This window comes from Janibacter cremeus (assembly GCF_029395675.1).
GTDB lineage: Bacteria > Actinomycetota > Actinomycetes > Actinomycetales > Dermatophilaceae > Janibacter > Janibacter cremeus_A.
The window spans coordinates 2,799,881-2,824,475 of sequence record NZ_CP115184.1; the positions used below are offsets into that span (position 1 = coordinate 2,799,881).

At 71.6% G+C, this 24,595-nt stretch carries 22 protein-coding genes; 10 read left to right on the plus strand and 12 right to left on the minus strand.

Annotated elements, in window-relative coordinates; translation table 11 throughout:
• Nucleotides 1-52 precede the first annotated feature (52 nt).
• Entirely contained in the window at nt 53-829 is a 777-nt protein-coding gene (gene nagB, locus O9K63_RS13375) for a glucosamine-6-phosphate deaminase (RefSeq protein ID WP_277238597.1), read from the plus strand.
• A 6-nt stretch (nt 830-835) separates the two neighbouring features.
• Here nagB and O9K63_RS13380 read toward each other — a convergent pair whose 3' ends face one another.
• Entirely contained in the window at nt 836-1,552 is a 717-nt protein-coding gene (locus O9K63_RS13380; RefSeq protein WP_277238599.1) for a FadR/GntR family transcriptional regulator, read from the minus strand.
• Between the two features lie 166 nt (nt 1,553-1,718).
• Between O9K63_RS13380 and O9K63_RS13385 the strand changes: the two genes are divergently transcribed.
• Nucleotides 1,719-2,237, plus strand: coding sequence for a gluconokinase (locus O9K63_RS13385; protein WP_277238601.1), 519 nt, complete (start codon nt 1,719-1,721; stop codon nt 2,235-2,237).
• A 115-nt stretch (nt 2,238-2,352) separates the two neighbouring features.
• Here the strand turns inward: O9K63_RS13385 and O9K63_RS13390 are convergent, their stop codons facing one another.
• Nucleotides 2,353-3,903, minus strand: a complete 1,551-nt coding sequence (locus O9K63_RS13390; RefSeq protein ID WP_277238602.1) for a hypothetical protein — start codon at nt 3,901-3,903, stop codon at nt 2,353-2,355.
• Nucleotides 3,904-4,109: 206 nt separating this feature from the next.
• Between O9K63_RS13390 and O9K63_RS13395 the strand changes: the two genes are divergently transcribed.
• Nucleotides 4,110-5,477: an MFS transporter gene (locus O9K63_RS13395; protein ID WP_277238604.1), complete on the plus strand. Its 1,368-nt coding sequence runs from the start codon at nt 4,110-4,112 to the stop codon at nt 5,475-5,477.
• Here the strand turns inward: O9K63_RS13395 and O9K63_RS13400 are convergent, their stop codons facing one another.
• Nucleotides 5,478-7,157: a PucR family transcriptional regulator gene (locus tag O9K63_RS13400; RefSeq protein WP_277238606.1), complete on the minus strand. Its 1,680-nt coding sequence runs from the start codon at nt 7,155-7,157 to the stop codon at nt 5,478-5,480. It abuts the gene before it with no gap.
• Between the two features lie 118 nt (nt 7,158-7,275).
• On the opposite strand from O9K63_RS13400, the gene O9K63_RS13405 reads away from it, so the two are divergent.
• The 3 genes from O9K63_RS13405 to O9K63_RS13415 all read left to right on the plus strand — a co-directional run bounded on the left by O9K63_RS13405 (nt 7,276) and on the right by O9K63_RS13415 (nt 10,201).
• Nucleotides 7,276-7,728 carry a GlcG/HbpS family heme-binding protein gene (locus O9K63_RS13405; protein ID WP_277238608.1) on the plus strand — a complete coding sequence of 151 codons (453 nt, stop codon included), beginning with the start codon at nt 7,276-7,278 and terminating at the stop codon, nt 7,726-7,728.
• 299 nt (nt 7,729-8,027) lie between these two features.
• Complete coding sequence (locus tag O9K63_RS13410; RefSeq protein ID WP_277238610.1) at nt 8,028-9,569, plus strand: hypothetical protein; 1,542 nt, start codon at nt 8,028-8,030, stop codon at nt 9,567-9,569.
• Nucleotides 9,569-10,201, plus strand: a complete 633-nt coding sequence (locus O9K63_RS13415; RefSeq protein ID WP_277238612.1) for a cysteine hydrolase family protein — start codon at nt 9,569-9,571, stop codon at nt 10,199-10,201. The genes O9K63_RS13410 and O9K63_RS13415 overlap by 1 nt, the downstream gene beginning before the upstream one ends.
• A 78-nt stretch (nt 10,202-10,279) precedes the next feature.
• On the opposite strand, the gene O9K63_RS13420 is transcribed toward O9K63_RS13415, so the two are convergent.
• The 8 genes from O9K63_RS13420 to O9K63_RS13455 form a co-directional block, all read right to left on the minus strand.
• Nucleotides 10,280-10,675 (minus strand): Na-translocating system protein MpsC family protein, encoded by a 396-nt coding sequence (locus O9K63_RS13420; protein WP_277238613.1) that lies wholly within the window; start codon nt 10,673-10,675, stop codon nt 10,280-10,282.
• Nucleotides 10,676-10,827: 152 nt separating this feature from the next.
• Nucleotides 10,828-11,265 (minus strand): RidA family protein, encoded by a 438-nt coding sequence (locus tag O9K63_RS13425; RefSeq protein WP_277238615.1) that lies wholly within the window; start codon nt 11,263-11,265, stop codon nt 10,828-10,830.
• Entirely contained in the window at nt 11,259-12,887 is a 1,629-nt protein-coding gene (locus tag O9K63_RS13430; RefSeq protein WP_277238616.1) for a gamma-glutamyltransferase family protein, read from the minus strand. Before O9K63_RS13430 ends, O9K63_RS13425 begins: the two co-directional genes overlap by 7 nt.
• The gene (locus O9K63_RS13435) at nt 12,884-13,282 is read right to left on the minus strand and encodes a Rieske (2Fe-2S) protein (RefSeq protein WP_277238618.1); all 399 of its coding nucleotides are present in this window, start codon (nt 13,280-13,282) and stop codon (nt 12,884-12,886) included. The genes O9K63_RS13430 and O9K63_RS13435 overlap by 4 nt, the downstream gene beginning before the upstream one ends.
• 19 nt (nt 13,283-13,301) lie before the next feature.
• Complete coding sequence (locus tag O9K63_RS13440) at nt 13,302-14,747, minus strand: aldehyde dehydrogenase family protein (protein WP_277238620.1); 1,446 nt, start codon at nt 14,745-14,747, stop codon at nt 13,302-13,304.
• Complete coding sequence (locus O9K63_RS13445; RefSeq protein WP_277238622.1) at nt 14,744-15,982, minus strand: NAD(P)/FAD-dependent oxidoreductase; 1,239 nt, start codon at nt 15,980-15,982, stop codon at nt 14,744-14,746. Before O9K63_RS13445 ends, O9K63_RS13440 begins: the two co-directional genes overlap by 4 nt.
• Nucleotides 15,979-16,329 carry a Rieske (2Fe-2S) protein gene (locus O9K63_RS13450; protein ID WP_277238623.1) on the minus strand — a complete coding sequence of 117 codons (351 nt, stop codon included), beginning with the start codon at nt 16,327-16,329 and terminating at the stop codon, nt 15,979-15,981. Before O9K63_RS13450 ends, O9K63_RS13445 begins: the two co-directional genes overlap by 4 nt.
• 100 nt (nt 16,330-16,429) lie before the next feature.
• Complete coding sequence (locus O9K63_RS13455; RefSeq protein ID WP_277238625.1) at nt 16,430-17,149, minus strand: TenA family transcriptional regulator; 720 nt, start codon at nt 17,147-17,149, stop codon at nt 16,430-16,432.
• Nucleotides 17,150-17,335: 186 nt separating this feature from the next.
• Here O9K63_RS13455 and O9K63_RS13460 point away from each other — a divergent pair, with 186 nt between their 5' ends.
• Both O9K63_RS13460 and O9K63_RS13465 read left to right on the plus strand, forming a co-directional pair.
• On the plus strand, nt 17,336-18,067 hold the full coding sequence (locus O9K63_RS13460; protein ID WP_277238627.1) for a DUF1275 family protein: 732 nt from the start codon (nt 17,336-17,338) through the stop codon (nt 18,065-18,067).
• Nucleotides 18,064-19,140, plus strand: coding sequence for an Ldh family oxidoreductase (locus O9K63_RS13465; protein ID WP_277238628.1), 1,077 nt, complete (start codon nt 18,064-18,066; stop codon nt 19,138-19,140). The genes O9K63_RS13460 and O9K63_RS13465 overlap by 4 nt, the downstream gene beginning before the upstream one ends.
• On the opposite strand, the gene O9K63_RS13470 is transcribed toward O9K63_RS13465, so the two are convergent.
• Nucleotides 19,112-20,242: a diacylglycerol/lipid kinase family protein gene (locus O9K63_RS13470; protein ID WP_277238630.1), complete on the minus strand. Its 1,131-nt coding sequence runs from the start codon at nt 20,240-20,242 to the stop codon at nt 19,112-19,114. The genes O9K63_RS13465 and O9K63_RS13470 overlap by 29 nt on opposite strands.
• A gap of 99 nt (nt 20,243-20,341) precedes the next feature.
• Here O9K63_RS13470 and serS point away from each other — a divergent pair, with 99 nt between their 5' ends.
• Together serS and O9K63_RS13480 are read left to right on the plus strand one after the other, a co-directional pair.
• Complete coding sequence (gene serS / locus O9K63_RS13475) at nt 20,342-21,673, plus strand: serine--tRNA ligase (protein WP_277238632.1); 1,332 nt, start codon at nt 20,342-20,344, stop codon at nt 21,671-21,673.
• 155 nt (nt 21,674-21,828) lie between these two features.
• A complete protein-coding gene (locus O9K63_RS13480) occupies nt 21,829-24,522 on the plus strand; it encodes a helix-turn-helix transcriptional regulator (RefSeq protein ID WP_277238634.1) in 2,694 nt (897 codons plus the stop codon).
• The last annotated feature ends 73 nt before the right edge of the window (nt 24,523-24,595 follow it).

Sequence of the window (24,595 nt, forward strand, 5' to 3'; positions counted from 1 at the left end):
ACCCGCTCGGGCCCACGTCGATCACCCCGGCGCGCAGCGCTACGGTCACCGGGTGGAGATCATCATCGCGTCGGACCACGAGCAGGTCGCGAGGCTGGGCGCCGACGCGGTGGCCCGGCACGTCCTCGACGACCCCGAGACGGTTCTGGGCCTCGCGACCGGGTCCAGCCCCCTTCGCGTGTACCGGGAGTTGGGCCGGCGGGTCGACGCCGGTCGGCTCAGCCTGCGCGGATGCCGTGCCTTCCTCCTCGACGAGTACCTCGACCTCCCGACCGGGCACCCGCAGTCCTATCGCGAGGTCATCGAGCGCGACTTCGTCCGGCTCGTCGACATCGACGGCGCCAGCGTGATCGGCCCCGACTGCGGCAGCGTGGACGCGACCGCCTGCGGCCTCGCCTACGAGGAGCAGATCGCGGCGGCCGGGGGCATCGACGTGCAGATCCTCGGCGTCGGCGCCAACGGTCACATCGCGTTCAACGAGCCCGGTTCGTCCTTCTCCTCCCGCACCCGCGAGACGACGCTGGCCGAGCAGACCCGGCGGGACAACGCCCGGTTCTTCGGCGACGACGTCGACGCGGTGCCCCACCGCTGCATCACCCAGGGCGTGGGCACGATCCTCGAGGCCGGGCACCTCGTGCTCATCGCCACGGGTGAGCGCAAGGCCCGGGCCGTCCGCGAGCTCGTCGAGGGGTCGGTCACGGAGAGCTGCCCGGTGACCGCGCTGCAGCACCATCCGCACGTGACCGTGCTGCTCGACGACGCAGCGGCATCGCTGCTGCAGTCGCAGGAGGGTCACCGCGAGGTCATCACCGACGCGCAGGGAAACTGAGGCGGGTCAGGCCTCGCCCCGGGAGCCCATCTCGTCCATCGCCTGCTGCGCCTCGGAGAGGATCAGGCGCATCGTCTCCTCCGCGAGCTCGGCCCGTCCCTCGGTGACCGCCTCCGCGACCTCGGCGTGCCAGGCGATGGCCCGCTGCTCGGGGACCTCGGGCATGAGGTGGTGCTCGGTGCGGCCGCGCAGCGCCTCCTCGACGAAGGGGGCGAAGCTCACCAGCAGCGCATTGCCGGACGCCGTCAGCAGGCTGCGGTGGAAGTCGATGTCGTGGGCCAGGTACCCCTGCAGGTCGCCCCGGGGCCCGGTGTCGGCCATACCCTGCGCGGCGGCCCGCAGCCGGGCCGTCTCGTCCTCGTCGGCGCGCTGGGCGGCCAGCCAGGCCGCCTGGGGCTCGATGCCGCGGCGCAGCTCGCTGACCTCGCGCAGCTGGTTCAGCCGCTGGGGGCCCTCGAGGCGCCAGTGGATGATGACCGGGCTCAGTGCCTCCCAGGAGCTCTCCGGCTGGAAGGTCACGCCGACGCGGCGGCGTGAGGTGGCGACCCCGACGGACTCGAGGACCTTGACCACCTCGCGCACGACCGTGCGGGAGACGCCGTACCGCTCCTCGATCTGCTCCATCGACATCACGTCGCCGGGGACGACCCGCCCGTGCGTGAGGTCGGCGCCGACCCGGGCCAGCACACGGTGGTGCAGCCCTCCGGCGCGCTCTTTCACCATGTCGCGGATTCTGACAGAGCACACGTCGGCCGCCAATGGGCGTCCACGTCGGCCGCGTCACACCGTGCAGCCAACGCATTCCGGTCGTCGGGAGTCACCCTCGTGGAGACCCTCATCGGTACGATCGGCTCCATGCTCATCCTCCTGGTCAGTCCGGTGTCCTGACATGACGACGCACGTCGTCGTCATGGGCGTCTCCGGCAGCGGCAAGTCGACCGTGGCCGAGGGGCTCGCCGAGCGGCTGGGCTGGACCTTCGCGGAGGCGGACGAGTTCCATCCGCAGGCCAACATCGACAAGATGACCCGCGGCATCCCGCTGGACGACGAGGACCGCGCCCCGTGGCTGCGAGACCTCGCCGCGTGGATGGCCGAGCGCGCCGCGGCTGGGGAGGACACCGTCATCGCCTGCTCGGCCCTCAAGCGCGTCTACCGCAACGTGCTGCGCCGGGACGTCGCCGCTCTCGAGGGTGGGCACCGCGTGGTCTTCGTCCACGCGCACGGCCCCTTCGAGGTCATCGTCGAGCGGATGGAGGGACGTCGCGGGCACTTCATGCCCGAGTCGCTCCTGCAGTCGCAGTTCGACGACCTCGAGGACCTCGAGCCCGACGAGGACGGCTTCGTGCTCGACGTGCGCCGCCCTCCGGAGGAGCTCGTCGACGAGGCGGTCGAGCGCCTCCGGAGCTAGCCGCCGACGTCCGAGGGCAGCCGCCGACGGGGGCCCGACGTGCACGACCACCGCTGCGCGCGCAGCGGTGGTCGTGGACATCCAGCGGGGTTGGCGACCGCCGAGCCGAGGGACGCTAACCGAAGAGCGCCACCGCAGCGAGCGTCGAGACGATCAGCCCCGCCATCACGGGTAGGAAGCACATCCGCGCCAGCTCCAGCACGTTGACGCGGGCGAAGCCGGCCACGGCGATGAGCGAGGACCAAGCGACGAAGGTGCCGCCACCGGACCAGATGTTGCCCATCTGACCGACCGCCGCGAGCGTCTCCGGCGAGATGCCGACGACCGGACCCAGGCTGCCCGCGAGCGAGCCGGTGAGCGGCAGGCCGGAGAAGCCGGAGCCGTCGAGGCCGGCGATGACGCCGATGGCGAGGATGCCGAGCGCGGAGACGTAACCGTTCTCCGGGATGTAGGCCTGGGCGCTGACGACCGCGTCGAAGAGCAGCGACGGGCCTTCGGCGACGCCTTCCGCGTTGGGCTCCACACCGAGGATCGTGCCGGAGAAGTCGCCGTTGCCGATGAAGAAGAATCCGGCGATCGGCAGGACGACACCCATGGCCTTGAAGGCGAAGACGAGGCCGTCGACGACGTGCTCCGCGGAACGCTCGAGGAAGGTCTTGCGGCTCTCGGCGAAGGTGGCGAAGAAGATCGTCATCGCGGCGATACCACCGACGAGGGCTGCGGCGTCACCGCCGGAGACACCGCTGTCGGGGCCGGCGGAGAGCGTCCAGATGAGGTAGCCGATGAGGGCGAGGTAGGCCAGCGGCACGGCGAGGGCGAAGGCCTTGGACACCCTCTGGGAGATCCCGGGAGGCGTGTCGAAGTCCTTGGAGTCGGGTTCGACGAGCTCGCCCTGCCGGGCGTGGGCGTGCTCGGACATCTCGTCACGCCGCAGCGCGGCACCGTGCCCGACAGTCGGCGAGTCGACGGAGACGTCCTCCTCGAAGGTGTCGTTGGCCTCCCACGCGGCGAGGAGGGCCGGGCTGCCGGGGCGGATCTTGCGGAACTCCAGGAGGTAACCGATGGCGAGCGCCACACCACCCGTGATGAACGAGAGCACGAGTGCGCGGTTCGCGATGAGGTCCGGATCGGCGCCGGCCGCCGCGGCGGACAGGCCGGGAGCGACGCGGATGACGAAGTCGCTCGAGAGCGCCATGCCCTGGCCGGCGACGGCGATGGCGAAGCCGGCGGCGAGGGGACGCAGGCCGGACCGGATGGCCACGGGGACGAGCACCGCGCCGATGAGCGGCACGGCGGGCGTCGGCCAGAAGAAGAGCGAGATGATGTAGGTCGCCACGACGATGGTCCAGAAGGACAGGTGGCCGTTGCGCATCACCGGACGGAAGGGTGCGACCATCCGCTTGTCGGACCCCAGGGCCTGCAGGGCCCCGAGCATCCCCGTCACCAGGGCGATGATGAGGAAGATGTTGAACAGTTCCTTCGCCGCCACGAGGGTGGCGTTGAAGATCGCTGCCAGGCCCGCAGGGAGGGAGCCTGTGTAGACGATGCCGACGAGCATGGTGAAGAAGACGGCGGGGACGATGATGTTCTTGCGGGCAAGCATCGTGGCGAGAATCGCGACGATGCCGACGAGATAGACCCAATGAGCTGCGGTGATCTCGATCATTCGGGGGACTCCTGACACGACGGTGTGCTGGTGATGGGTCAGCCTGCCGACAGCCGGTTCCCACCGTCTAGGTGAGGGGTGCACAGTCGGCGCCATCGAATCCTGTGCACTTGTGTGCTGCATCCCGCCGGGGTGGCAGTGCATGGTTGTGTCGGGACACCAGGCGCCCTCCGGATGGTGAAGGTCCTGACGAAGGGAGATCGGGCGTGGACGTCCTGGACAACCGTCGAGCGGCAGTGGTCGCGGCCATGGCGTTGCTGCTCGTCACCGTCACGGGCACCATGTCGAACAACATCATCAACGTGCCCCTGCGTCGGGTTGCCGAGGACTTCGACCAGCCGGTCGCCTACGCGGTCCTGAGCATCAGCGCCTTCACCCTGATGCTGGCGATCTCCCTGCCGCTCACCGGGTGGTTGGGGGACCGATTCGGCCGCAAGCGCGTCCTGGTGTCGGCGCTCGCCCTGATGTGTGTCGCCCAGGTCGCCGCGGCGCTGGCGCCGTCCCTGCCCTTCCTCATCGTCATGCGCGCGCTGCAGGGGCTGGGTTGCTCGGCGATCCCGCCCCTGGTCATGGGCATCCTCATGGCCGTCTACCCGGAGAGCCGCGGACGCCTGATGGGGGCGTGGGCCGCGGCCAACGGCGTCGGTCAGGCGATCGGTCCGCCCGTGGGGGGCGTCTTCGCCGACTACTTCGGTTGGCGTTCCGTCTTCGTCCTCGTGGCCGTGCTCTCGCTCACGGCCCTGGTCGTCATCCAGGCGACTGTGCCCACGTTCGCGCCGCGAGACGTCTCCTTCCACGTCGCGGGCGCGGTGCTGCTCACCTCCGGGACGGGTTTCGTCCTCCTCGGGGCGACGCTGCTGTCCCAGCCGTCCGTGCCGGTCTGGCTCGACGCCGCCTTTGCCGTCGCGGGGCTGGCCCTGCTCGGCGGATTCATCAAGGTCTCCTACGGCAACCCGCGAGCGCTGATCCCCCTGCGGCTCGCGGCGGAGGTGCGCTTCCTCCGCAGCAGCTTCGCCGCGTTCGCCCAGATGTTCCTTCTCGGGACGAGCCTGGTCGCGATCCCGCTCGTGCTCACGGGACCGATGGACCTGTCGTACAGCAGCGCGGGTGCCTTGTTCTTCGTGCTCCCCGTGGTCATGGCGATCAGCGCTCCGCTGGTGGGTCGGATGGCCGAGGAGGGGTCGCCCCGGACCGTGCTGCGCATCGGGCTCGCGTTCATGATCGCCTCGGCCGGACTGACCGCGGGCGTCGTCGGGGGCGCGTCGCCCTCGATCCTGCCGGTCGTCCTCTGCCTCCTGCTCGTCGGCGGGTCCATGGCGATGGTCCAGACCCCGGCCGCCACCGGGGCGACCCGGTCGCCGGCCGGCGCCCATGGTGCCGCTCTGGGCCTGTTCAACCTCACCCGTTTCGCGGGCATGACCGCCGGGGCGGCGTGGGTGGGGCTGCTCACCCCCTTCGATGCGCGCGCTGCGATGTTCGTCGGCGCGGCCGCCATGGCGGCCGTGGCGCTGGGGGTCAGCTTCCTCGGCGTCAGTCCGCGCCGGGAGGTGCTGGCCGCCTCGTCCCGCGCCTGATCAGCCCGAGGCGATCGTCCGGGAGGCGCTGTCGGCGGTCTTCGCGAGGAGGTCGAGCTTCATGGCCAGCCACAGGGAGAACTGCGTCTCCGGGTCCCGCAGGTCCTGGGCGATGGCCTTCGACGCCCGGTCGAGCTTGTAGAGCATCGTGTTGCGGTGGACATTGAGGTCCCGCGACGCCTGGGTGAGGTTGCCGCCGTCGACGATGTAGGTCCGTGCCGCCTCCTCGAGATCTCCCGTGGCCTGGCGAAGGGGGGTGAGCAGCTCCGTGGCAAAGGTGCGGCCCTCACGACTGAGGGCGAGGTCGAGGAGGGCGACGTGGGTGCGCATGTCGAGGAACCCCACCGGCTCGGTCATCCCGAGCTGCTCCGCGAGGGACAGGGCGATACGGGCCTCGCGGTAGCTCTCGCTGATCCGCATGGCTCCCTCGACGGGTCGCCCGTGGGCGACGAGCAGCGGCCGATCGGTCTCCGACCGGAGCCGACGATGGAGGGCCGTGGCATAGGACGCGAGTTCCGTGCTGCCCTTGTCGGTCCCGGAGCGGTTGGCCGGCGCGACCTCGCGCACGACGGCGATGACGTCCCCGACGACGGCCGACAGCGCGGCGCGGTTCTCGGTTCCGCGCAGGCGGAGCGCGGTGCGGGCCATGTTCGACAGGTGCTGGGGTGAGTCGTTCTCGGCGATGAGTCCCTGGGCCTGGACGATCACCACGCCGAAACGTCGGTCCGTCGGAAATTGGCGGTGGGCGGCACGGGCGACGAGGTCGGCGGTGTTGGAGAAGCGTCCGTGCAGCAGCGCGTGGACGAAGTTTCCGCGCGCCCGCTCCTCGGCCCGCTCGATGCCTCGGGTGCGCAGCACCTCGGTGCCCACGATCGACACCGCCTCCTGCAGAGCGATGATGCGAGCGGCCGTGTCGTGTGCCGTGTGGTCGTCGGAGGCCGCGATGAGCACCAGCCACCCCTCGGGCCGCTCGGCGACCGTCACCCGCGCGCACAGCACCTGGGCGACCTGTCCCTCCACCTCGGCGCTGTGCTCGTGTACCGGGTGCTGGTGACCGCCGAGCGGCCGGGGGACGGTGCCCTCGGCGGTGGTCACCCGGCGCGCGATCGCCCCGGCGGTGCTCGAGTCGATCCACGGGTGCTGGTCGCGGGCCACCGCCTGCAACGTGTTGGTGGCGTCGAGGAAGGCGACCGCGCAGCCGGTCAGCCGCTCGAGCTGCTGACAGATGGCCTCGACGCCCACGCCGCGGTGCAGGAGCGTCGCGAGGCGCTCGTGGACGCTCGTTGCGTACCGGAGCACGTGGCTCTCGTGGGCGAGGGCCAGCTGGGCGACGAGCCGGATGACCGCGTCGATGGACGCGCCGGAGGGGAAGCCGAAGACGGGGAGATCTGTGGTGAGGTCGGCCCACCGGTCCTCGTTGGGCTCGCGCACCAGGACCATGGCCGCCCCTCGCTCCGCCAGCGCCGGCAGGTGGTCGGGCGTGAGCACGCCGTCGTCGCCGACGACAGCCGTGCGGGTGAGGTCGCTGGCGTTGTCCAGTGCCTCCTGTGCCGATCGCGCCCACTCGAGGGGACGCGTGCGGTCCCCGTCGGCGAGAGGCCGTGCCTGGCGCAGCAGATGCTCCTCGAGCAGGCCGGCGATGGTGAGGTGCTCCGACACCTCGGCACCGAAGGTCTCCATTTGTGCAGTCTAACCACCCAGAGGGCGTCCTTTACGTGCGATCAGCCCATTGAGTTGGCTGGGCGGCTCGGCCAGTGTGGGTCCTGACGAACCCGCACCCTCCACGAAGGACGCACCCATGCACAGCATCTACCGGATCACCCTCGACGACGCCCTCCCCGTCCTGACCGCCGCTCGTGCGAAGGCGGAGGAGATCGGGGTGAAGCAGACGCTGTGCGTCGTGGACGAGAGCGCCAACGTCATCGCCCTGCACCGGATCCCGGGAGCGCGCCTGACCGGCGTGGACATCTCCATCGCCAAGGCGTTCACGGCGGCGGGCCACGAGCGGCCCACGCACAAGTTCAACGAGGGGCCGAACGGCCCGGCCCTGCCGGGCAACGAGGCCTTCGGCATCAGCCACATGATCCCGGGCAAGTTCGCGATCTTCGTCGGCGGGTTCCCGCTGGAGTACGACGGTCAGATCGTGGGAGCGATCGGTGTCTCCGGTGGCAACGGGGAGCAGGACAAGGCCGTCGGTGCCGCTGCCATCGAGGCCTTCGCGAAGCACATGGAGGCCAACCCGCCTGCCTGATCACCGGCAGGACACAGGCACTCTGGACGGTCCGGGGCGCCTGTGGTACAAATCACTCACTTGGCCGTGTCGCTGGTCGCACCGGCGTCACCACGGCCTCTTCTCACCCACGAACGACCGCGGGAGCTTCGCCAGAAGAGCCCGGCTGCCGTCGCTGGTGGCGGTTCCCACAACCGCGTCCCGGGACCTGAGTGTTCCGGGAACCACCCGCGCACGGAAGGTCAACTCGTGAACTCACACATCGTCCGACTGCTTGATCGGCACCACTGCGCGCCGCGCCCCGTGATCGGGGGTGCGCGATGACCGCGCTCGCTCCTTGGGTCTACCTCGGCGGAGTCGCCGTCCTGCTCGCATTCATGGCGATGCGCCGCAATGTCATCGTCCCGGCGGTGATCGCCACGGCCCTGACGGCCTGGGTCTACACCGGGTCCGTCTTCAAGGGACTGGCGGCCCCCTTCAACGGACTGATCGTCGCCACGACCGAGCTGCTCAACATCTTCCTCGTCCTGGCGGTCATCGGAGCGATGACGGGGGCACTGCGGGCGATGGACATCGACTCGCGGATGCTGCGGCCGCTGGTGCGCTTCATGCGCAACGGGCACATGGCATTCGTCGTCCTCTTCGTCGCCTCGTACCTGATGTCGCTGGTCTTCTGGCCGACGCCCACGCTGGCGATCCTGGCGGCCCTGCTGATCCCTGCGGCAGTCGCTGCCGGTCTGACCCGGTTGGGCGCAGCCATCGCGATCGCGCTCTCCGGGCAGGGGATGGCCCTGGCCTCCGACTACATCCTCGGGGTGGCCCCCGGCATCACCGCCAGCGGCGCCGGCCTGGACGCCGGGGTCATCGCGGACCGCGCGCTGATCCTCTCGTGGATCGTCGGCGGGGTCGCCGCTGCGCTCGTGTACTTCGGCACCTGTCGCGGACGGATGGTCGTGGCCCGGGCATCCCGGCTCGGCGCGGACCGCGAGCTGGTCGGCGTCGGCTCCGCCTCCGAGATCCACGGCGACCGAGAGGTCGTCAGCGCCGTCTCGGCCGGAATGGTGCGTCGTGAGACCGACCCCGGCGAGGCGGTGCGGGACGAGGGTGTCCTCCGACTGGGCGACGGCACCGACCCCTACGAGACGCACCCCACGAGCGAACGACAGCAGCGCCTCATGGCCCTGGTGGTGCCTCTGGTCTTCCTCGTCATGGTCGTCCTGCTGACCCTCTCCCGCTTCACCGACCTGTTCGCGGTCCTCAAGGAGGTCTCCGGCGCCGCCCTGATCGCTGGTCTGGGATTCGGTCTGCTGTTCATCGTGTGCTTCCTCAGCGCGAAGGATCCGCTCGAGGCAGTCGCGTCCAACGTCGTGGACGGACTCGTCTTCGCCTACAAGGCCATGGGCGTCGTGCTGCCGGTCGCCGGTTTCGTGCTCATGGGGGTCGGGGACTTCTCAGCGAAGATCATGACCCTGCCGGAGGGCGCCACCGCGCCGGCCTTCCTCTTCGACGTCATCGTCGCCGGTCAGGACCACGTCCCGGCATTCGCGCCGATCACCTGTCTGGCGCTCATGGTGGCCGGGATGCTCATCGGTCTGGACGGCTCCGGATGGGCGGGCCTGCCCCTCATCGGCGCGCTGTCCGAGGCGCTCGGCCCGGCCGCCGGCGTCGACCCGGAGACCCTGGCCGCCATCGGGCAGAACGCCGCCTCCTGGACCGGGGGTGGGACCCTTATCGCCTGGTCCTCGCTCGTCGCGGTCGCCGGTGTGACCGGCATACCCGTCGTGGAGCTCGTCAGGCGGTTGTTCCTGCCGGTGGTCACGGGACTGGTCGTGGCGACCCTCGTCGGCGGGGTGGTCTTCTGATGCGCCAGCACGGCACGGCCGACGTGCGTGGTTCGGCCCTGACGATCATCGACATGCAGAACGCCTTCCTCGACGAGCGCGTCGGCTTCCGGTTCGCGCCGGCGGCCCTGGCGATCGTCGAGCCGATCAACCGTCTCGCCCGGCGCTTCCGCGCCGCCGGGGGGCTGGTCGTGTGGGTGCAGACGACCAGTCGCCCGGACAGGGCCGACTGGCCCAGCCTGCGTCGGATGCTCGGGGACGAGGCGATGGACTTCCGCGCGAGCGTGCTCGCCGAAGGGGCTCATGGGCAGGCGTTGTTTCCGGGCCTGGAGGTCGAGGAGTCCGACAGCATCACGCTGAAGTACCGCTACAGCGCGATGGTCGAGCCGCACGGACAGCTCGAGGAGCTGCTGCAGGAGCGCGGCGTGAGCTCGCTCTACGTGGCCGGCACGCAGACCAACATCTGCTGCGAGTCCACCGCACGGGACGCGATGATGCTCGGGTACGAGTCCTTCATGGTGGCCGACTGCCTCGCGGCCGAGACCCCGCAGCTGCACGATGCGTCGTTGACGAGCTTCGAGTCGGCCTTCGGGCGGGTGCTGGACTCGCACGAGGTCGACCCGGTGCCCGTGGCGGTGGCGGGACGGCGGTAGCTCCCGACCCCGGTGTGCCCACCGCGATGATGTCGGGCCGGCGTCCCACCCGCACCACGGTGGGATGCCGGCTCGTCGTCAGTGGGGCTCGTGGGTGCCGGGCAGGGGGGAGGTGAGCAGGGCGACCGTGACCGCGACCTGGGTCTGCGGGTCGTAGTCCTGGAAGACACCGCTCATGACGACACCGAGCTCCTCCGACAGGGCGGTGGCCAGCCCTGCCTTGTTGGCGTCGATGAGGGCGATGTCCGCCCACCGCGCGAGCTGGGCGTTCTGGGCGGTCACCGTCGCCAGGGCGGGGACGCGGTTGTGGACCGCCACGATCAGGATGTAGGTGCTGGTGATGTGGATGTTCTGGCGTTCGACACCGGTCCCCACGACCTCCTGTTTCACCCTGTTGTAGATGCGCAGGATGCTCTGCTTGCACTCGCCCATGGTCCGGGGGGTCTCGCGAGGACCGTGTGGCGCCGTTGCCATGTCATTCCACCCTTCTCGAAGTGGCCAGGAGACGCCTGCGCGCAGGGCTCTGGATCGCAGTCACTCTAGTGAGCGCCGGTGGTGTCGGACAGCACCTCACCCCGAGCGCCGCGGCGTCCACCTTGCTGCGGCCGAGTTCGCCCGGGAGGCACTCAGCGCACGTGGGCGGTCAGCTCGACCTCGACCGGCGCGTCCCCCGGGAGGCTGGCGACGCCGACGGCGGAGCGGGCGCACCGGCCCCGCTCGCCCAGGTGGGTCACGAGGGCGTCGGTGGCGGCGTCGGCGACGGCCGTGTGCTCGGTGAAGCCGCTGGCGGCGTGGACGTACACGGTCAGCCGGGCCAGTCCGAGGACCTGGTCCAGCCCGCCGACAGCGTCGACCACGGCGGAGAGGGCATTCGAGGCGGCGATGGCGGCACCCCGCCGGGCCTCCTCGAGGTCGACGACGTCGCCGACCCGGCCGGTGATCGCCAGCCGCCCGTCGACACGGGGCGTCATCCCCGCGGTCGCCACGAGGTCGCCCGCGCGACTGGCCGGCACGTAGTGGCCCTGGGGTTGTGGCGGAGCGGGCAGGGCCGGTGGGTTCACCATGCGACAGCAGTTCCTTCCATGCGGGGGTCGGCGCCTGCGGACAGGACGCCGGTGTGGGGGTCGCGGGAGATCGCCAGTGCCGAGCCGCCCGGTCCGCCGCGCTGCACGGGGACCTCGCGGACCCGGTGGCCGTCGTCCCGCAGCGACTCGAGGGTCGCCTGCGGCAGCCCCTCCTCGACGCGCACCTCGGCCGGCTCGTCGATGACGTCGGCGTCTGAGCCGGGGAAGACCGTCAGCCGCGGGAGCGAGACCGCGGTCTGTGGATCCAGGTGGTGGTCGACGAGGTGGCTGAGGACCTGCATGTTCCATTGCACCTGCCCGTCGCCGCCGGGGCAGTTGCCGACGTGCCGCAGCCCGTCGCGGTCGTCGGCCAGCCAGGCGTTGAGGGTGTGCAGCGGCTTGCGGCGCGGGCGGACCTCGTTGGGGTGTCCCGGGACGAGGTAGGCGCCCCGGCCCAGCCGGTTGTTCAAAACGACACCGGTCCCGGGGACCGTGATCCGGGCGCCGAAGGTGAAGGCGAGCGAGTGGATGAAGCTCACGGCGCGCCCTTCGTCGTCGACGCAGACGGTGCTCGTGGTGTCGCCGTCGATCCGGGCGTGCAGGCGGGTGTCGGCGGCGGGGGGCGACGCCAGGCCCTCCCGCTGCCGGGCCAGTCGCTCCGGCGTCAGCAGGTCCTCCCACGCCGAGGTGTCCGAGGCGACGACTGCGAAGCGGTCGTCGAACGCGGCCCGGGCGGCACCCGCGAGCAGTGCGCAGGCATCGGGGCCGAGGAGATCGAGGCCGCCGAGCATGCCGTCGAGGAGCCCGGCCTGCTGCAGGACCATCCACCCGGCCGACGGGAGCGGGGTCTGGTGCACCGTCAGGCCGCCGTAGTCGGCGCTGATCGCGGCCTCCTCCGTGAGCTCGGCCATCGCTTCCCACTCCCCGCCGGCGAAGGGGGCACCCCCCTTCGTCAGGAAGGCCAGGCTGCGCTCGGCGAGCTCACCGCGGTAGAAGGAGAGCGGGTCGTCCGCCAGGACCTCCAGCGTGTCGGCGAGGTCGCGCTGGTGCAGGAGCCGGCCGACGGCGGGGACGTCGCCGTCGGGAAGGAAGCACGCCGCGGTGGAGGGATCGGCCGCCAGGGGAGCGCGCCGTTCGGTGATGTCGGCGCGGTTCTTGTCCGTGCAGGCGAATCCCTCACGGGCGAGACGGATGCCGCTCGCCCACGCCGTGCCCAGGTCCCAGCGTCCGTGGCGCGCGAGGACGGCGTGGGCCGCCGCGGCCCCGGGCACGGTCACGGACAGGGGACCGGTCAGTGGGATCGCGGTGTGCCCGCGCTCTCGGTAGAAGTCCGGGGTGCCACCGTCGGGGCCGTAGCCGCTGCCACCCACCGTCCAGACGCGCCCGTCCGGCTCGCGGACGATGGCGAAGGCGTCGCCGCCGATACCGCACTGCCCGGGCAGCACGGTCCACGCGACGGCGGCCATCGCCAGACTGGCGTCGATCGCGTTTCCACCCGCCGCGAGCACCCGCGCGCCCTCGGTCGTGATCAGTGGGTGGCTGGAGGAGATCGCGGAGGATCGTCCCAGCACCACCCGCTGCTGCTGACCGAGGGCGGCGGGCGTCGTGGCGGGAGTGCTCATTCGCGCGGCTTCTTGCGGCGCGGGCCGCCGTGCTCGATGTCCTTGCGGGAGACACCCACGAAGAGCTCGCCGTCCTCCTCCTTGACGTCGTAGACCGCGATCGGCTCCGTCGCCGGTGGGTAGATGGGCTCGCCGCCCTCGAGCTCGAAGACGCTGCCGTGGCAGGAGCACCGGATGCCGTCGTCCTGCAGCTTGCCGCTGCTGAGCAGGCAGTCCAGGTGGGTGCAGTAGTTGCTCGTCGCGTATGCCTTGCCCTTCAGGCGGGCGACGGCGCACTCGAGCTCGTCGACGTAGAAGCGTCGGACATAACCCTCGGGCACCTGACCGCTGCGGCAGACGCGGTGGAAGACGACCTCGTCGTCCGCTGGCTCGGTGGTGTCGGTGTGCTCGCTCATGGGTGGTTCCTCTCGGGTGTCAGGGGGTGAAGTAGACCGTCTTGTCGGTGGTGTAGAAGGTCATCATCGAGGCGCCGGCCTGCTCCTTGAAGGTCTGCGTCGACGAGTGCTTCATTCCCCCGAAGGGGGCGTTCATCGCCATGCCGTTCGTGGCCTGGTTGACCTTGACCAGGCCCGTCTCGACGTCCTCGGAGAAGCGGATGGCCCGACCGATGTCGGAGGTGACGATGCCCGCCGAGAGGCCGTAGCGCGTGTTGTTCACCGCGGTGACCGCCTCCTCGTAGGACGAGACGGTGATGAACGCGAGGACCGGGGAGAAGATCTCCTCCTGGGCCATGGCGGACAGGGGATCGACGTCGCGGAAGATCGTCGGTCGGACGAAGTGCCCCCCACCGGGCGGGTCGGACTGGTGGGCGATCGGCTCGACGAGGCGGGCACCCTGACCGGCGGCACCCTCGACGTAGTGGCAGAACTTGTCGATCTGGGCCTGGTTGGCGAGGGGGCCGAAGGTGACGCCGTCGTCGAGGCCGTTGCCGACCCGTGCGGCCTTGGCGACCTCGGCGATCCGGGCGACGAGCTCGTCTGCCACGGCCTCGTGGACGATCACCCGCGAGGTGCCCGTGCAGGCCTGGCCGGAGAGGCCGAAGGCGCCCTTGGCGATGATCGCCGTCGCCCGGTCGAGGTCGGAGTCCTCGAGGACGACGAGCGCGTTCTTGCCGCCCATCTCCAGCTGCGTGCGCACGTCGACGCCGGTGACCTCGTGGATCGCCGTGCCGACTGCGGTCGACCCGGTGAAGGTGACGGCCTGCACGTCGTCGTTGGCGACCATGGCGCGTCCGACCTCGGCGTGCCCGTGCACCAGCGCGAGGGCCCCACCGGGGACGCCCGCCTGGTGGAGCGCCTCGACGAGGCGCTGGCCCATCAGGGGGGTGACCTCGCTGGGCTTGAAGATGACGGCATTGCCCGCGGCCAGCGCCGGGCCGAGCTTGCGCGACGGAATGTTCAGGGGGAAGTTCCACGGCGTGATCGCGGCGACGACCCCGACCGGCTGGCGCCGGGTGAAGACGAGGCTGCCGTCACCCGTGGGGTAGGTCTCCCCGGTCATGCGCAGCGCCTCTCCGGCGAAGAACCGGAGGTTCTGCGGGGTGCGCTTGGTCTCGACCCGCGCCTCGGAGAGGGTCTTGCCCTCCTCCCGGACGAGCTCGACCGCGAGGTCCTCGGCCTGGGAGGCGAGGATGTCGGCGGCCGCGACGAGCACGTCGGCGCGTCGGTCCGGGGAGGTCGCGGCCCACTCGTGCCGGTGCTCGGCGAGGTGCGCGATCGCCTCGTCGACGTCCTGGGCGCTGGACTCGGGGGCCGTCGAGACCAGCTCGTCCGGCCGGGCGGGATTCGTGCGATCGAAGGACTTGCCCGAGCCCGGCCAGACCCAGTCACCTGCGATGAAATTGCCCTTGAGTCGGGTCATGTTGCGGCTCCTTCCAGGGCCTCGAAGAGATCGCGCTCGGGGTCGGTCAGCAGATCGGTCGGGACGTGGAGTCCCATGTTCACCAGCTCGCGAGCCAGGCCCACGGTCTCCTCGTCGTTGACGGCGAAGACCGCGGACACCGCTCCTTCGCGGATGAAGAAGGCCGTGAAGCTGTCGGACTCGATGTCGCCTCGCACGACCATCTCATCACTGGGGTGGGGCTGGCCCACGCCCTGGATGTTCACCCCGAACTGGTCGGACCAGTACCAGTGGGGGTCGGAGTTGGTCACGTCGGCACCGAGCATCGACTGGGCGGCGACCGAGGCCTGCTTGCTCGCGTTGTCGAAGTGCTCGACCCGGATGCGGCCGTCGACCTGCGGGTGGTCCTGGTTGGCCACGTCGCCGGCCGCCCACACGCCGGGCATGCTGGTGCGTCCGGCTGCGTCGACGAGAACGCCGTTCTCGCAGGCGATGCCCGAGGCCTCCGCCACCGCGGTGCTGGGCACGATGCCCACGGCGACCACGGCGTGGTCGGCGAGGACCTCGCCGGCGGTGGTGTCCACGACCACGCCATCGGCGCTCTCGCGCACGGCGCTGACTCCCGTCGACAACCGCAGGTCGACCCCGCTGGCCCGCTGGAGCCCGGCGCAGACCTCGCCGAGGCGCGGACCGAGCGCGCGCTGCATGGGCTGGTCGGCCGCCTCGAGGACGGTGACCTCCACCCCCTGCTCGCGGGCGGCGGAGGCGATCTCGGCGCCGATGAAGCCGGCACCGACGATGACCAGGCGGGATGAGGCCGACAGGGCCGCACGCAGGCGGTCCGCGTCGTCGCGCGTGCGCAGATGGTGGATGCGCTCACCGGTCGCGTCACCGATGGTGCGGGCCTGGCCACCCGTGGCGAGGAGGACGGCCGAGGCCGGGACCCGCTCGCCGGAGGTGGTGACGACGACCGGTCCCTCCTCGATGCGCTCGACCCGCACGTCGGTGCGTACGGAGACGTCGTTGGTGTCGGTCCAGTCCTGCGGCAGCAGGTCGACGCTCGCGGTCGGGTCCGCCAGGTACTCCTTCGACAGCGGCGGGCGCTGGTAGGGCCGGTGGCTCTCCTCGCCGAGGATGGTGATGGGACCGGTGTACTTCTTGCGACGCAGCGTCCGGGCGGCCACGGCGGCGCTCTGGCCACCGCCGACGATGACGACGCCGTCGGGCAGGATCGGGGTGTCGGAGGGGGAGCTCATGCGGTTGCCACCACTCCGGAGTCGGCGGTCTTGTCGGCGGGATCGAGGCTGACGGCGATCGTGCCGTCCTCACTCACCCGGACCGCGTATGTCGGCTGGCACCCGTCCTGGTCGTCGGGCTCCCCGGTCTCGGGGTCGAACTTCCACTGGTGGCCGGGGCAGATGACCTTGCCGAAGAGCAGGGTGCCCTTGCTCAGCCGGCGCTCCTCGTGGATGCAGATGTCGTTGAGGGCGTAGACCTTGTCGCCGACGTAGAACAGGGCGATCGGGGTGTCACCCACCTCGACGGCCTTCTTCTTGCGCAGCTTGAGGTCCTTGACGTTGCCGACGTCGTGCCAGTTGCTCATCTCGTGCTCCTGGTGAGGTGAGGGGCCGGGGGGTCCGGCGAGCATGGGTGGGTAGCAGAGAGCGGGCGCCGGGAGGCGCCCGCTCTCCTGGTGGGGTCGGTCAGGCAGCGACCGGCTCGAGGTCCTCGGCGACGTAGCTGTCGTAGAGGGCCTTGGTGTAGCTGAAGCGCATCTCGGCGCCGATGCGGACCGCCTCGAGGCAGCGCTGCTGCAGCTCGGCGGTGTCCGCGCCCTCGAGCACGATCTGGTAGCCGCGCTCGCCGTGGACCTCGTCCGAGGTGATGTGGAGGTCGAAGAACTCGATCTCGTCCTCGGTGAAGCCGTAGGTCTCGCGCAGCGGGACGATCTGCTTCTTGTAGATCTGCGGAACCTGGGACTCGAGGCCGACGACCAGGGCCGCGGTCGCGACGACGTAGTGCTCGCGGTCGGCGATCTGGTAGCACCAAGCCTGCAGGCCGCGGGTCACGGCGTTCATGTTGCGCGGGTCCTCGATGCGCTCGGCGGTCGTGCCGCAGGCCTCGGCGAAACGGATGAGCAGGTCGGTGTGGCGGATGTCGGCCAGCTCCTCCTCGTACATGTTCTGCAGGAGGAAGTCCTTGGCGTCCTTGTGGTCGTCCGGGGTGTTGCGGTAGACGAGACCGAGGTAGTCGGCGAAGAAGCCGACGTAGTGGTAGTGGTTCTCCGCCCAGCGGGCGAAGTGCTTCCGCTGGAGCTTTCCTTCGGCCCAGGCCTTGCTGAAGTTCGCGGTCGAGGCCTCGCGGCCCTTGATCGCGTCCTGCAGTGCGGCGCGGAAGTCCTCCTTCGACAGGAGCTCAGCCATGTCAGTCACCTTTTCTTCGGGATGTCGGGGAGACGGATGGCGTTCCGACCACCCGGGTCAAGCGATGTCTCCAACGCTAGGTCGGACCCACGCGGACCTCTAGGGTCGGACTGCACATGAATATCGGGTATTTGTCGTGCAGTTCGACTGGCGACCGTCCCAGTCCTCGGATGTGAGCATTGTGTGGTGACCAGAACACGCGATGTCCGCTTGCGCGCGGCGACTGCTGACCAGGACCCCAGAGCCCGCGCCGAGGGCCTGCGCAACGGGCTCGTCGTCGTCCTCGCCGTGGCGAGCGGTGCCGCCGACGCCCTCGGCTTCCTCGCCCTCGGCAGCGCCTTCACCAGCGTGATGACCGGAAACATGGTGCTCTTCGGCGTCGCCACCGCCCAGGGCGATGCCAACCTCATGCTGCTCACCGCCGTCGCCATCGGCGCCTTCGTCGCGGGTGCCGCGGCCGGCGCCCGGATCGCCGGATCGCCGGTGTCCGGTGACCCGGTCTGGCCTCCGTCGGTCACGCGTGCGCTGACCGTCGAGCTCGCGCTCTTCACCGGGGTCGGCACCGCGTGGTGGGCGCTCGGCTCCGAGCCGCCGGCGAGCACGTACCTGCCGCTCCTGGCGGCGTCCGCGGCAGCCCTCGGGCTGCAGTCCAGCGCGATCCAGCGCTTCGGTGTCTCCGGCCTGTCGACGACGTACCTCACCGGCACCCTGACGACCGTGGTCATCCGGCTGACCACCGGCCACGGCTTCCGGGCCGTGCGCCACTCGGCGGTGATCCTCCTGGGGCTCATCGTGGGCGCCGGGGCCATGGCGGCGCTCATCGCCCTGGCACCCGTCCTCGTACCGGCCCTGCTGATCCTCACCGTGGCGGGCGTCCTGGCGATCGTCCTCCTGCGTCGTGAGGAGCTGCACCGGTGACTTCCGGCGCCACCGTCGCCCTCGACGACCTGCACCGGCTGGCCACCGACGTGCTCGAGGAGGTCGGGATGCCGGCCGAGCACGCCGGGTGGACCGCGGACGGGCTCGTCTGGGCCGATGCCCACGGCCTGCCTGCCCACGGGGTGGCCACGAAGCTCGTGCAGTGCGTCCACCGCATCCGCGCGGGCGGGACCGTGGCCGACCCGGACGTGCGCGTCCTCGGCCAACGCACCGCCCACGAGCTCCTCGATGCGGGCCACGGATGGGGCCAGGCGGTCGGCACCATGGCGATGCTCCGGGCCGTCGAGATGGCGGGGCAGCACGGTCTCGCGGCCGTGTCCGTCCGCGATGCCACGTCGGCCGCGGCGATGGGGTACTTCGCCGACCTCGCGGCCGACCGTGGTTGCATCGGCCTGGCGGCGACCAACGGCCCCGCACTCATCGCTGCACCGGGTGGCCGACGCAGGGTGGTGGGCAACCAGGGCCACGCGCTGGCGGCCCCGGGCGAAGGGGACCAGCGCCTCCTCTACGACACCGCGACGACGACGATGTCCACCGGTGAGATGGACGGGTACCACGAGCGTGGCGAGTCCTTGCCCCCCGGCGTGCTGCGCGACGCGGACGGTGATCCGACGACCGATCCGGCGCAGTGGACGACCGGGCTACTCGAGCCGATCGGCGGCCACCGCGGGTTCGGGCTGAGCCTGGCGCTGGAGGTCCTCACGGGGGTGCTCGCCGGTGGTGATCGCTTCGGTGCCGACGTGGGGCTGCCGACCCGGCACGACGAGAGCCAGGGGGTCAGTCTCTTCATGCTGGCCATCGCTCCGGTGCCCGGGCAGGACCTGGCCGCCCGCGTCCAGCAGCTCATCACGGTGGTCGGTGCCTCGGGCGAGGACGCGCGCGCCCCGGGAGTGAATGCGGTGCGGCGGGCCCGGCACGCTCGCGAGCACGGGGTGGAGTACTCCTCCGGCCAGCTGGACCGGTTGGGCGACTTGGCCGCGTCGTGCGGCGTCGCTCCGCTCCCGGTCCGAGGTCGTCCGGCGCTCAGTCCGTCCCGGCGACCCGGACGATGACCGCCTGGTGGTCGACCGTCAGCCGCATGCGGGAGGCCTCACCGATGACGTCGCCGTCGACCTGGACGGGGCGCGGCTCGTCGACCTCGGCGGTGTAGGTCCGGCCGGAGGTGCGGATGAGCTCGGCGGCGTCCTTGCGGGAGCGGCCGATGACGCGCACGGCGACGGAGCCCCACCCGAGGATCGTCTTGGGGGCCACGACGACCGCATCGAGCAGGCCGTCGTCGTACGCCGCGTCGGGGAGCAGCTGCAGGCCGCCCTGCAGCGTGCCGCAGTTGCCGAAGAGGATCGTGCGGGCCTGCACCTCCGGCTGCTCCCGGCCGTCGATGCTCCACCGCACGCGGAAGCGCTTGACGAAGAGCTTGCGCCCCCCGGTGACGAAGTAGGCGGTCCAACCGACCCTGTTCTTCAGCTCCTCGCTGGTGCCGCTCATGATCTCCGCGTCGAGGCCCATGCCGGCCATGACGAGGAAGGGGTGCCGGTCCACCGGTGGACCCTCGATCGGCTCCTCGGCCTGGCCGGTGTCCTCGGTCGCCGGCTCCTCGACGGGGTCGAGCTCGAGCCACCCGACGTCGATCGCCTTGTTGCGTCCGCTGCAGGCGACCCGCAGGGCCTCGGTGATGTCGGTGCCGAAGGGGATGTCGAGGTTGCGGGCCAGCAGGTTGCCGGTCCCGCGGGGGAGCAGCCCCATCGGGGTCCGCGTGCCCGCCAGGGCGACGGCCACGGCCCGGATCGTGCCGTCACCGCCGAGCGGGCAGACGACGTCGACGCCCTCCTCGATGGCCACCCGGGCCTGGCCGGTGCCGGGGTCCTCGATCGTGGTCTCGATGAAGAGCGGCTCGGCCCAGTCGAGCACCCGGCTGGCCTCGGTCAGCTCCTGCCGGACGGCGGCGACGTCGTCGAACTTCGTCGGGTTGATGATGATCCCCGCACGCCGGGGTGTCCTCTTCGCCCCGGTGCGCCGGAAGCTGCTGCGCTCCGGACGGGGGCGCGGGTCGCGCCCGCGACGTGCACCCGGGCCCATGAGCACCAGAGCGAAGGCGATGCCGATGAGGATGAGGCAGAGGGCCACGGCGAGGGCCAGCAGGGTCCAGTCAGACACGGCGGTGACGTTACCGCAGGGTTGCCCCTCCGGGCCGGGATGGCCGGGGTGCCCACGGCCGGGGCGGGCCCGGACGCCATCGCGGATATCCTGCGAGGCGTGATCGACCTCAAGTTCCTGCGCGACCAGCCCGAGACCGTCCGAGCGAGCCAGCGTGCCCGCGGTGAGGACCCCTCCCTCGTCGATGCGGTCCTCGCCGCCGACGATCAGCGCCGCACCGCGATCGGGGCCTTCGAGACCGCCCGCGCGGAGCAGAAGGCCGCGAGCAAGGAGCTCGGGCCCGTCATGGGTCGGCTGAACAAGCTGCGCAAGAGCGATCCCGACAGCGTCGACCTCCCTGCACTCGAGGCCGAGGCGGGCTCCCTGCGGGAGAAGGGCGCCGCCATGTCCGCCCGCGTCAAGGAGCTCGAGGCCGCCGCCGACCGGGCGAAGGGGGAGCTGGACACCTCCCTTCGCGCCATCGGCAATGTCATCCAGGAGGGCGTGCCCGCCGGCGGTGAGGACGACTTCGCGCTCCTGACGGAGGTCGGGACCGCGCGCGACTTCGCGGCCGAGGGTTTCGAGCCGAAGGACCACCTCGCGCTCGGCGAGCTGCTCGGTGCGATCGACATGGAGCGCGGGGCGAAGGTCAGCGGGAGCCGCTTCTACTACCTCAAGGGCATCGGTGCGCGCCTCGAGTGGGCGCTGATGGGCCTGGCGCAGCAGATCGCGACCGAGGAGGGCTTCACCCCGCTCGTCGTGCCCAACCTCGTGCGTGCGGAGACGATGGCCGGGGCCGGCTTCCTCGACGAGCACGACGACGAGGTCTACCAGCTGCCCGCCGACGACCTGTACCTCACCGGGACGTCCGAGGTCGCGCTCGCCGGCTTCCACGCCGACGAGATCCTCGACCTGTCCGACGGGCCGCTGCGCTACGCCGCGACCTCCACCTGCTACCGCCGCGAGGCCGGCAGCTACGGCAAGGACACCCGCGGCATCTTCCGCGTCCACCAGTTCCAGAAGACCGAGATGTTCGTCTTCTGCCGCCCGGAGGACGCCGTCGCCGAGCACGAGAACCTGCTGCGCATCGAGCGCCGCGTCCTCGACGCCCTCGAGCTGCCCTACCGCGTCATCGACGTCGCCGCCGGCGACCTCGGCGGCCCGGCGTCGCGCAAGTACGACTGCGAGGCGTGGGTGCCGACCCAGTCGAAGTACCGCGAGCTGACCTCGACGAGCAACTGCACGACCTTCCAGGCGCGCCGTCTGGACATCCGCGAGCGCGACCCGCAGGGCTCGGGCACGAGGATGCTCGCCACGCTCAACGGCACCGCGATCACCAGCACCCGACCGATCGTCGCCCTCCTGGAAAACCACCAGCAGGCCGACGGTTCCGTGCGCGTGCCGGAGGCGCTGCGCCCCTTCCTCGGCACGGACGTGATGTCACCGCGCTGACCCGGCACGGGTCCTCAGCGCACCCGGCGGGACGGCGAAGGGGGTCCCACCCCTCCGTATTCATCTCGCCGGGTTACGTTTGGGACACGAACGTCGATGAGGAGGGTGCATTGAACCTGGCAATGCGGCATCTTCCGTCGGGTACCAACGACCCGGTGGGTCGCACCCGCCTCATCACGTCGGTGACGGCCCGGGTCCTGGAGGGACAGGCCGTCGCCATCCACGGTCCCCGCGGCATGGGACGCAGCACCTTCCTCGCCGCGGTCACCGCCGGCGTCCCGCACGCGATCAGCGTGCGGTTGCAGCGCCGGGGTGTGCCCGGCCACGGGGTCTCGGTCGTCGCCGCCGCCTTCCCGCAGGCGACCCTGGACGAGCTGCCGGACCGGATGCGTTCCCTCCTGCTCGACCCCCGGACGCTGCCGGCCACCGACCCCGCGGAGCGCCTCGGCTATGCCCTGACCGAGCTGCTCACCGCCCAGGCGGCCACGGCCCCCTTCGTCCTCGTCCTCGACGACGCGCAGCACCTGGACGCGGTGAGCCTGGCGGCGCTGCGGGCCGCGGCCTCGCGCTCCCTGGGGCCCGGCGCCTTCGGTGCCCTCGTGGCGATCGGGCCGGCGGAGGTCGACCCGACGACCGGGCACCCGCGCACGGTCACGGCCCGGGAGCTGTCGCTGCTGCACGTGGAGCTGCAGCCCTTCGCCGCGGCCGACACCGTCGAGCTGCTCGCCGCGGACGACGTGCCGACCGACACCGCCCTGTGGGCGCACCGCGAGTCCGGCGGCAACCCCGGCCTGGCCCGCGAGATCGCCGCGGCCGTCGACGGGCTCCCCCCCGAGGAGGCGGCCCGCCAGCTGGGGAGCCTCGCACGCACCCGTGTCCACGAGCTGACCGAACCGGTGCGCGCGACCCTCCAGCGGGTGGCTGCGATGCACCAGCCGACGACGGCGACACTCCAGCGCATCGGCGGCGAGACGGCCGTCGCGAGCGTCCGCGCGGCCCGGGCCCTCGGCCTGGTCGTCACCGAGGACGAGTACCTGCGACTCACCCCTGAGGCCCTCGGCGACGTCCTCCTGGAGTCCGTCGACAGCGACGAGCTGGTGGCGCTGCACCGCGAGCTCGCCGAGCACGCCGACAGCGAGGGCCTGACCCGGTACCACCTCGCCCTCGCCGGCGACACCGGAACGACCCCGGCCGACCTCGCCGCCGCCGCGACCGGGTGCGCGGCCCGGGGCGAGCACGACCTCGCCGCCCAGCTGTACCTGCTCGCCGCGGATGCCGGGACCCCGGAGCGGGACGAGTGGCTCACCCTCTGCCTGGAGAACGCCGTCATCGGCAAGGAGACCCGGGTGCTGCACCGGGCCACCCGGGCCGCAGCGGACCTGACCGAGCCCAGCCTGTCCGTGCGCGCCAAGCTCGCCCTCGTCGAGCTCGGGGACAGCGCCCCCGACGAGATCCTCGTCGCGGCCCTGTACGAGTCCCGGGAGGACCCGACGCTGCAGGCCCGCGTCCTCCTCCAGCGCGCCCGTCTCCTCGCCGGCAGCAACGACCTGCGCTCCGCCATGGACTCCGCGGGCCGCGCGGTCGAGCTGGCCCGACGCGCCGGCCGCACCGACATCGAGGTCGACGCCCTGACCGTGGGGGCCGCGGTCGGCCGGACCCTCGGCGACCCGGACGCCCGACGCCTGATGGAGGAGGCCGCCGCGCTCGCGGGCGACCCGAGGCCCGGCCAGGTGCACACCTCGGCGCGCTACATCGCGGCGCGCTTCTCGCTCCACGACGACGACCTGCGCCGGGCTCGTGCGGCCTTCGTCGACATGCTCGCCGACGTCGGTCCGGACGCCGGCTACGACACCGTGCACGTGCTGCGCTCGCTCGTCGAGGTGGTCGCCCGGCAGGGGCGTGGTCGCGAGGCGCTCGAGCTCGCCGGCCGGGCCACCCGAGCGGCGACGCACTTCGACACCCCGGTGGCGACCACGTGGTTCATCGAGGAGATCGCCGAGAGCGTCGGCGGCACCTTCGAGCGCACCCGGGTCGTCAGCTCGCGCGGCGTGGAGCTCGCGCGCCGCGAGCGCGACCAGCGCTACCTGCGACGCCACCTCGCCCATCTCGGCCTCGCGCTGCTGCACCTCGACGACCTCGAGGGCGCCGTCGGTGTCTATCGGGAGCTGCGTCGTCTGGACGCCGACTCCGGGATCCGCGACCTGACCTCGGTCCGGTGGCACACCGACGCCGTGACGGCACTCGTGCTTGGCGGCGAGATCGACGAGGCCGAAGGCCTGCTCGCCGAGGTGCGCGCGGGTCTCGAGGACGGGTTGGGTGCCCCCGGCGTGGCCGCCGCCGCCGATCGGGCCGCCGCGGAGATCGCCGCCGCCCGCGGGGACCTGGACACCGCGCGCACCCTGGCCACGCGCTCCATCGCCGCCGCGGAGGAGCACCGCCTGCCCATCGAGCTGGCCCGCTCCCTCGTCACCCTGGCGCACATCGAGCGCCGCGCCCGCCGCGGGGGCCGCAGTCGCGAGGCCGCCGCTCGTGCCCGCGAGGTGCTGCGGCCGCTCCACGCGGTGCCGTGGGCCGAGTGGGTCAACGCGCGCTTCCCGGAGGGCGCGGCGCTGCACACCCTCGAGGTCGAGGAGCCGGAGGGCGCTGCCGACCCGCTCGGCGACCTCACCCTCACCGAGCAGCAGGTCGCCGGGCTCGTCGCCGAGGGCGCGAGCAACCGCGAGATCGCCCAGCGCCTCCACCTGAGCGTCAAGACCGTCGAGGGCAGCCTGACGCGGATCTACCGCAAGATCGGCGTGCGCTCACGCACCCAGCTGGCCACGCTCGTCCTCGGCCACGGCCCCCGCTGACCCGGGCCACACCCCTGCGCCCGCGCTCCGCCCCCTTCGCAGGAGCCTAAGCAGTTGCGAAGGGAGAGGCTTG

Bases quoted from the DNA above. Each gene is read 5' to 3' on its own strand.
- O9K63_RS13380 (WP_277238599.1), bottom strand. From the start codon at position 1,552: ATGGTGAAAGAGCGCGCCGGAGGGCTGCACCACCGTGTGCTGGCCCGG.
- O9K63_RS13385 (WP_277238601.1), top strand. From the start codon at position 1,719: ATGACGACGCACGTCGTCGTCATGGGCGTCTCCGGCAGCGGCAAGTCG.
- O9K63_RS13390 (WP_277238602.1), bottom strand. From the start codon at position 3,903: ATGATCGAGATCACCGCAGCTCATTGGGTCTATCTCGTCGGCATCGTC.
- O9K63_RS13400 (WP_277238606.1), bottom strand. From the start codon at position 7,157: ATGGAGACCTTCGGTGCCGAGGTGTCGGAGCACCTCACCATCGCCGGC.
- O9K63_RS13405 (WP_277238608.1), top strand. From the start codon at position 7,276: ATGCACAGCATCTACCGGATCACCCTCGACGACGCCCTCCCCGTCCTG.
- O9K63_RS13410 (WP_277238610.1), top strand. From the start codon at position 8,028: ATGACCGCGCTCGCTCCTTGGGTCTACCTCGGCGGAGTCGCCGTCCTG.
- O9K63_RS13415 (WP_277238612.1), top strand. From the start codon at position 9,569: ATGCGCCAGCACGGCACGGCCGACGTGCGTGGTTCGGCCCTGACGATC.
- O9K63_RS13420 (WP_277238613.1), bottom strand. From the start codon at position 10,675: ATGGCAACGGCGCCACACGGTCCTCGCGAGACCCCCCGGACCATGGGC.
- O9K63_RS13425 (WP_277238615.1), bottom strand. From the start codon at position 11,265: ATGGTGAACCCACCGGCCCTGCCCGCTCCGCCACAACCCCAGGGCCAC.
- O9K63_RS13430 (WP_277238616.1), bottom strand. From the start codon at position 12,887: ATGAGCACTCCCGCCACGACGCCCGCCGCCCTCGGTCAGCAGCAGCGG.
- O9K63_RS13435 (WP_277238618.1), bottom strand. From the start codon at position 13,282: ATGAGCGAGCACACCGACACCACCGAGCCAGCGGACGACGAGGTCGTC.
- O9K63_RS13440 (WP_277238620.1), bottom strand. From the start codon at position 14,747: ATGACCCGACTCAAGGGCAATTTCATCGCAGGTGACTGGGTCTGGCCG.
- O9K63_RS13445 (WP_277238622.1), bottom strand. From the start codon at position 15,982: ATGAGCTCCCCCTCCGACACCCCGATCCTGCCCGACGGCGTCGTCATC.
- O9K63_RS13450 (WP_277238623.1), bottom strand. From the start codon at position 16,329: ATGAGCAACTGGCACGACGTCGGCAACGTCAAGGACCTCAAGCTGCGC.
- O9K63_RS13455 (WP_277238625.1), bottom strand. From the start codon at position 17,149: ATGGCTGAGCTCCTGTCGAAGGAGGACTTCCGCGCCGCACTGCAGGAC.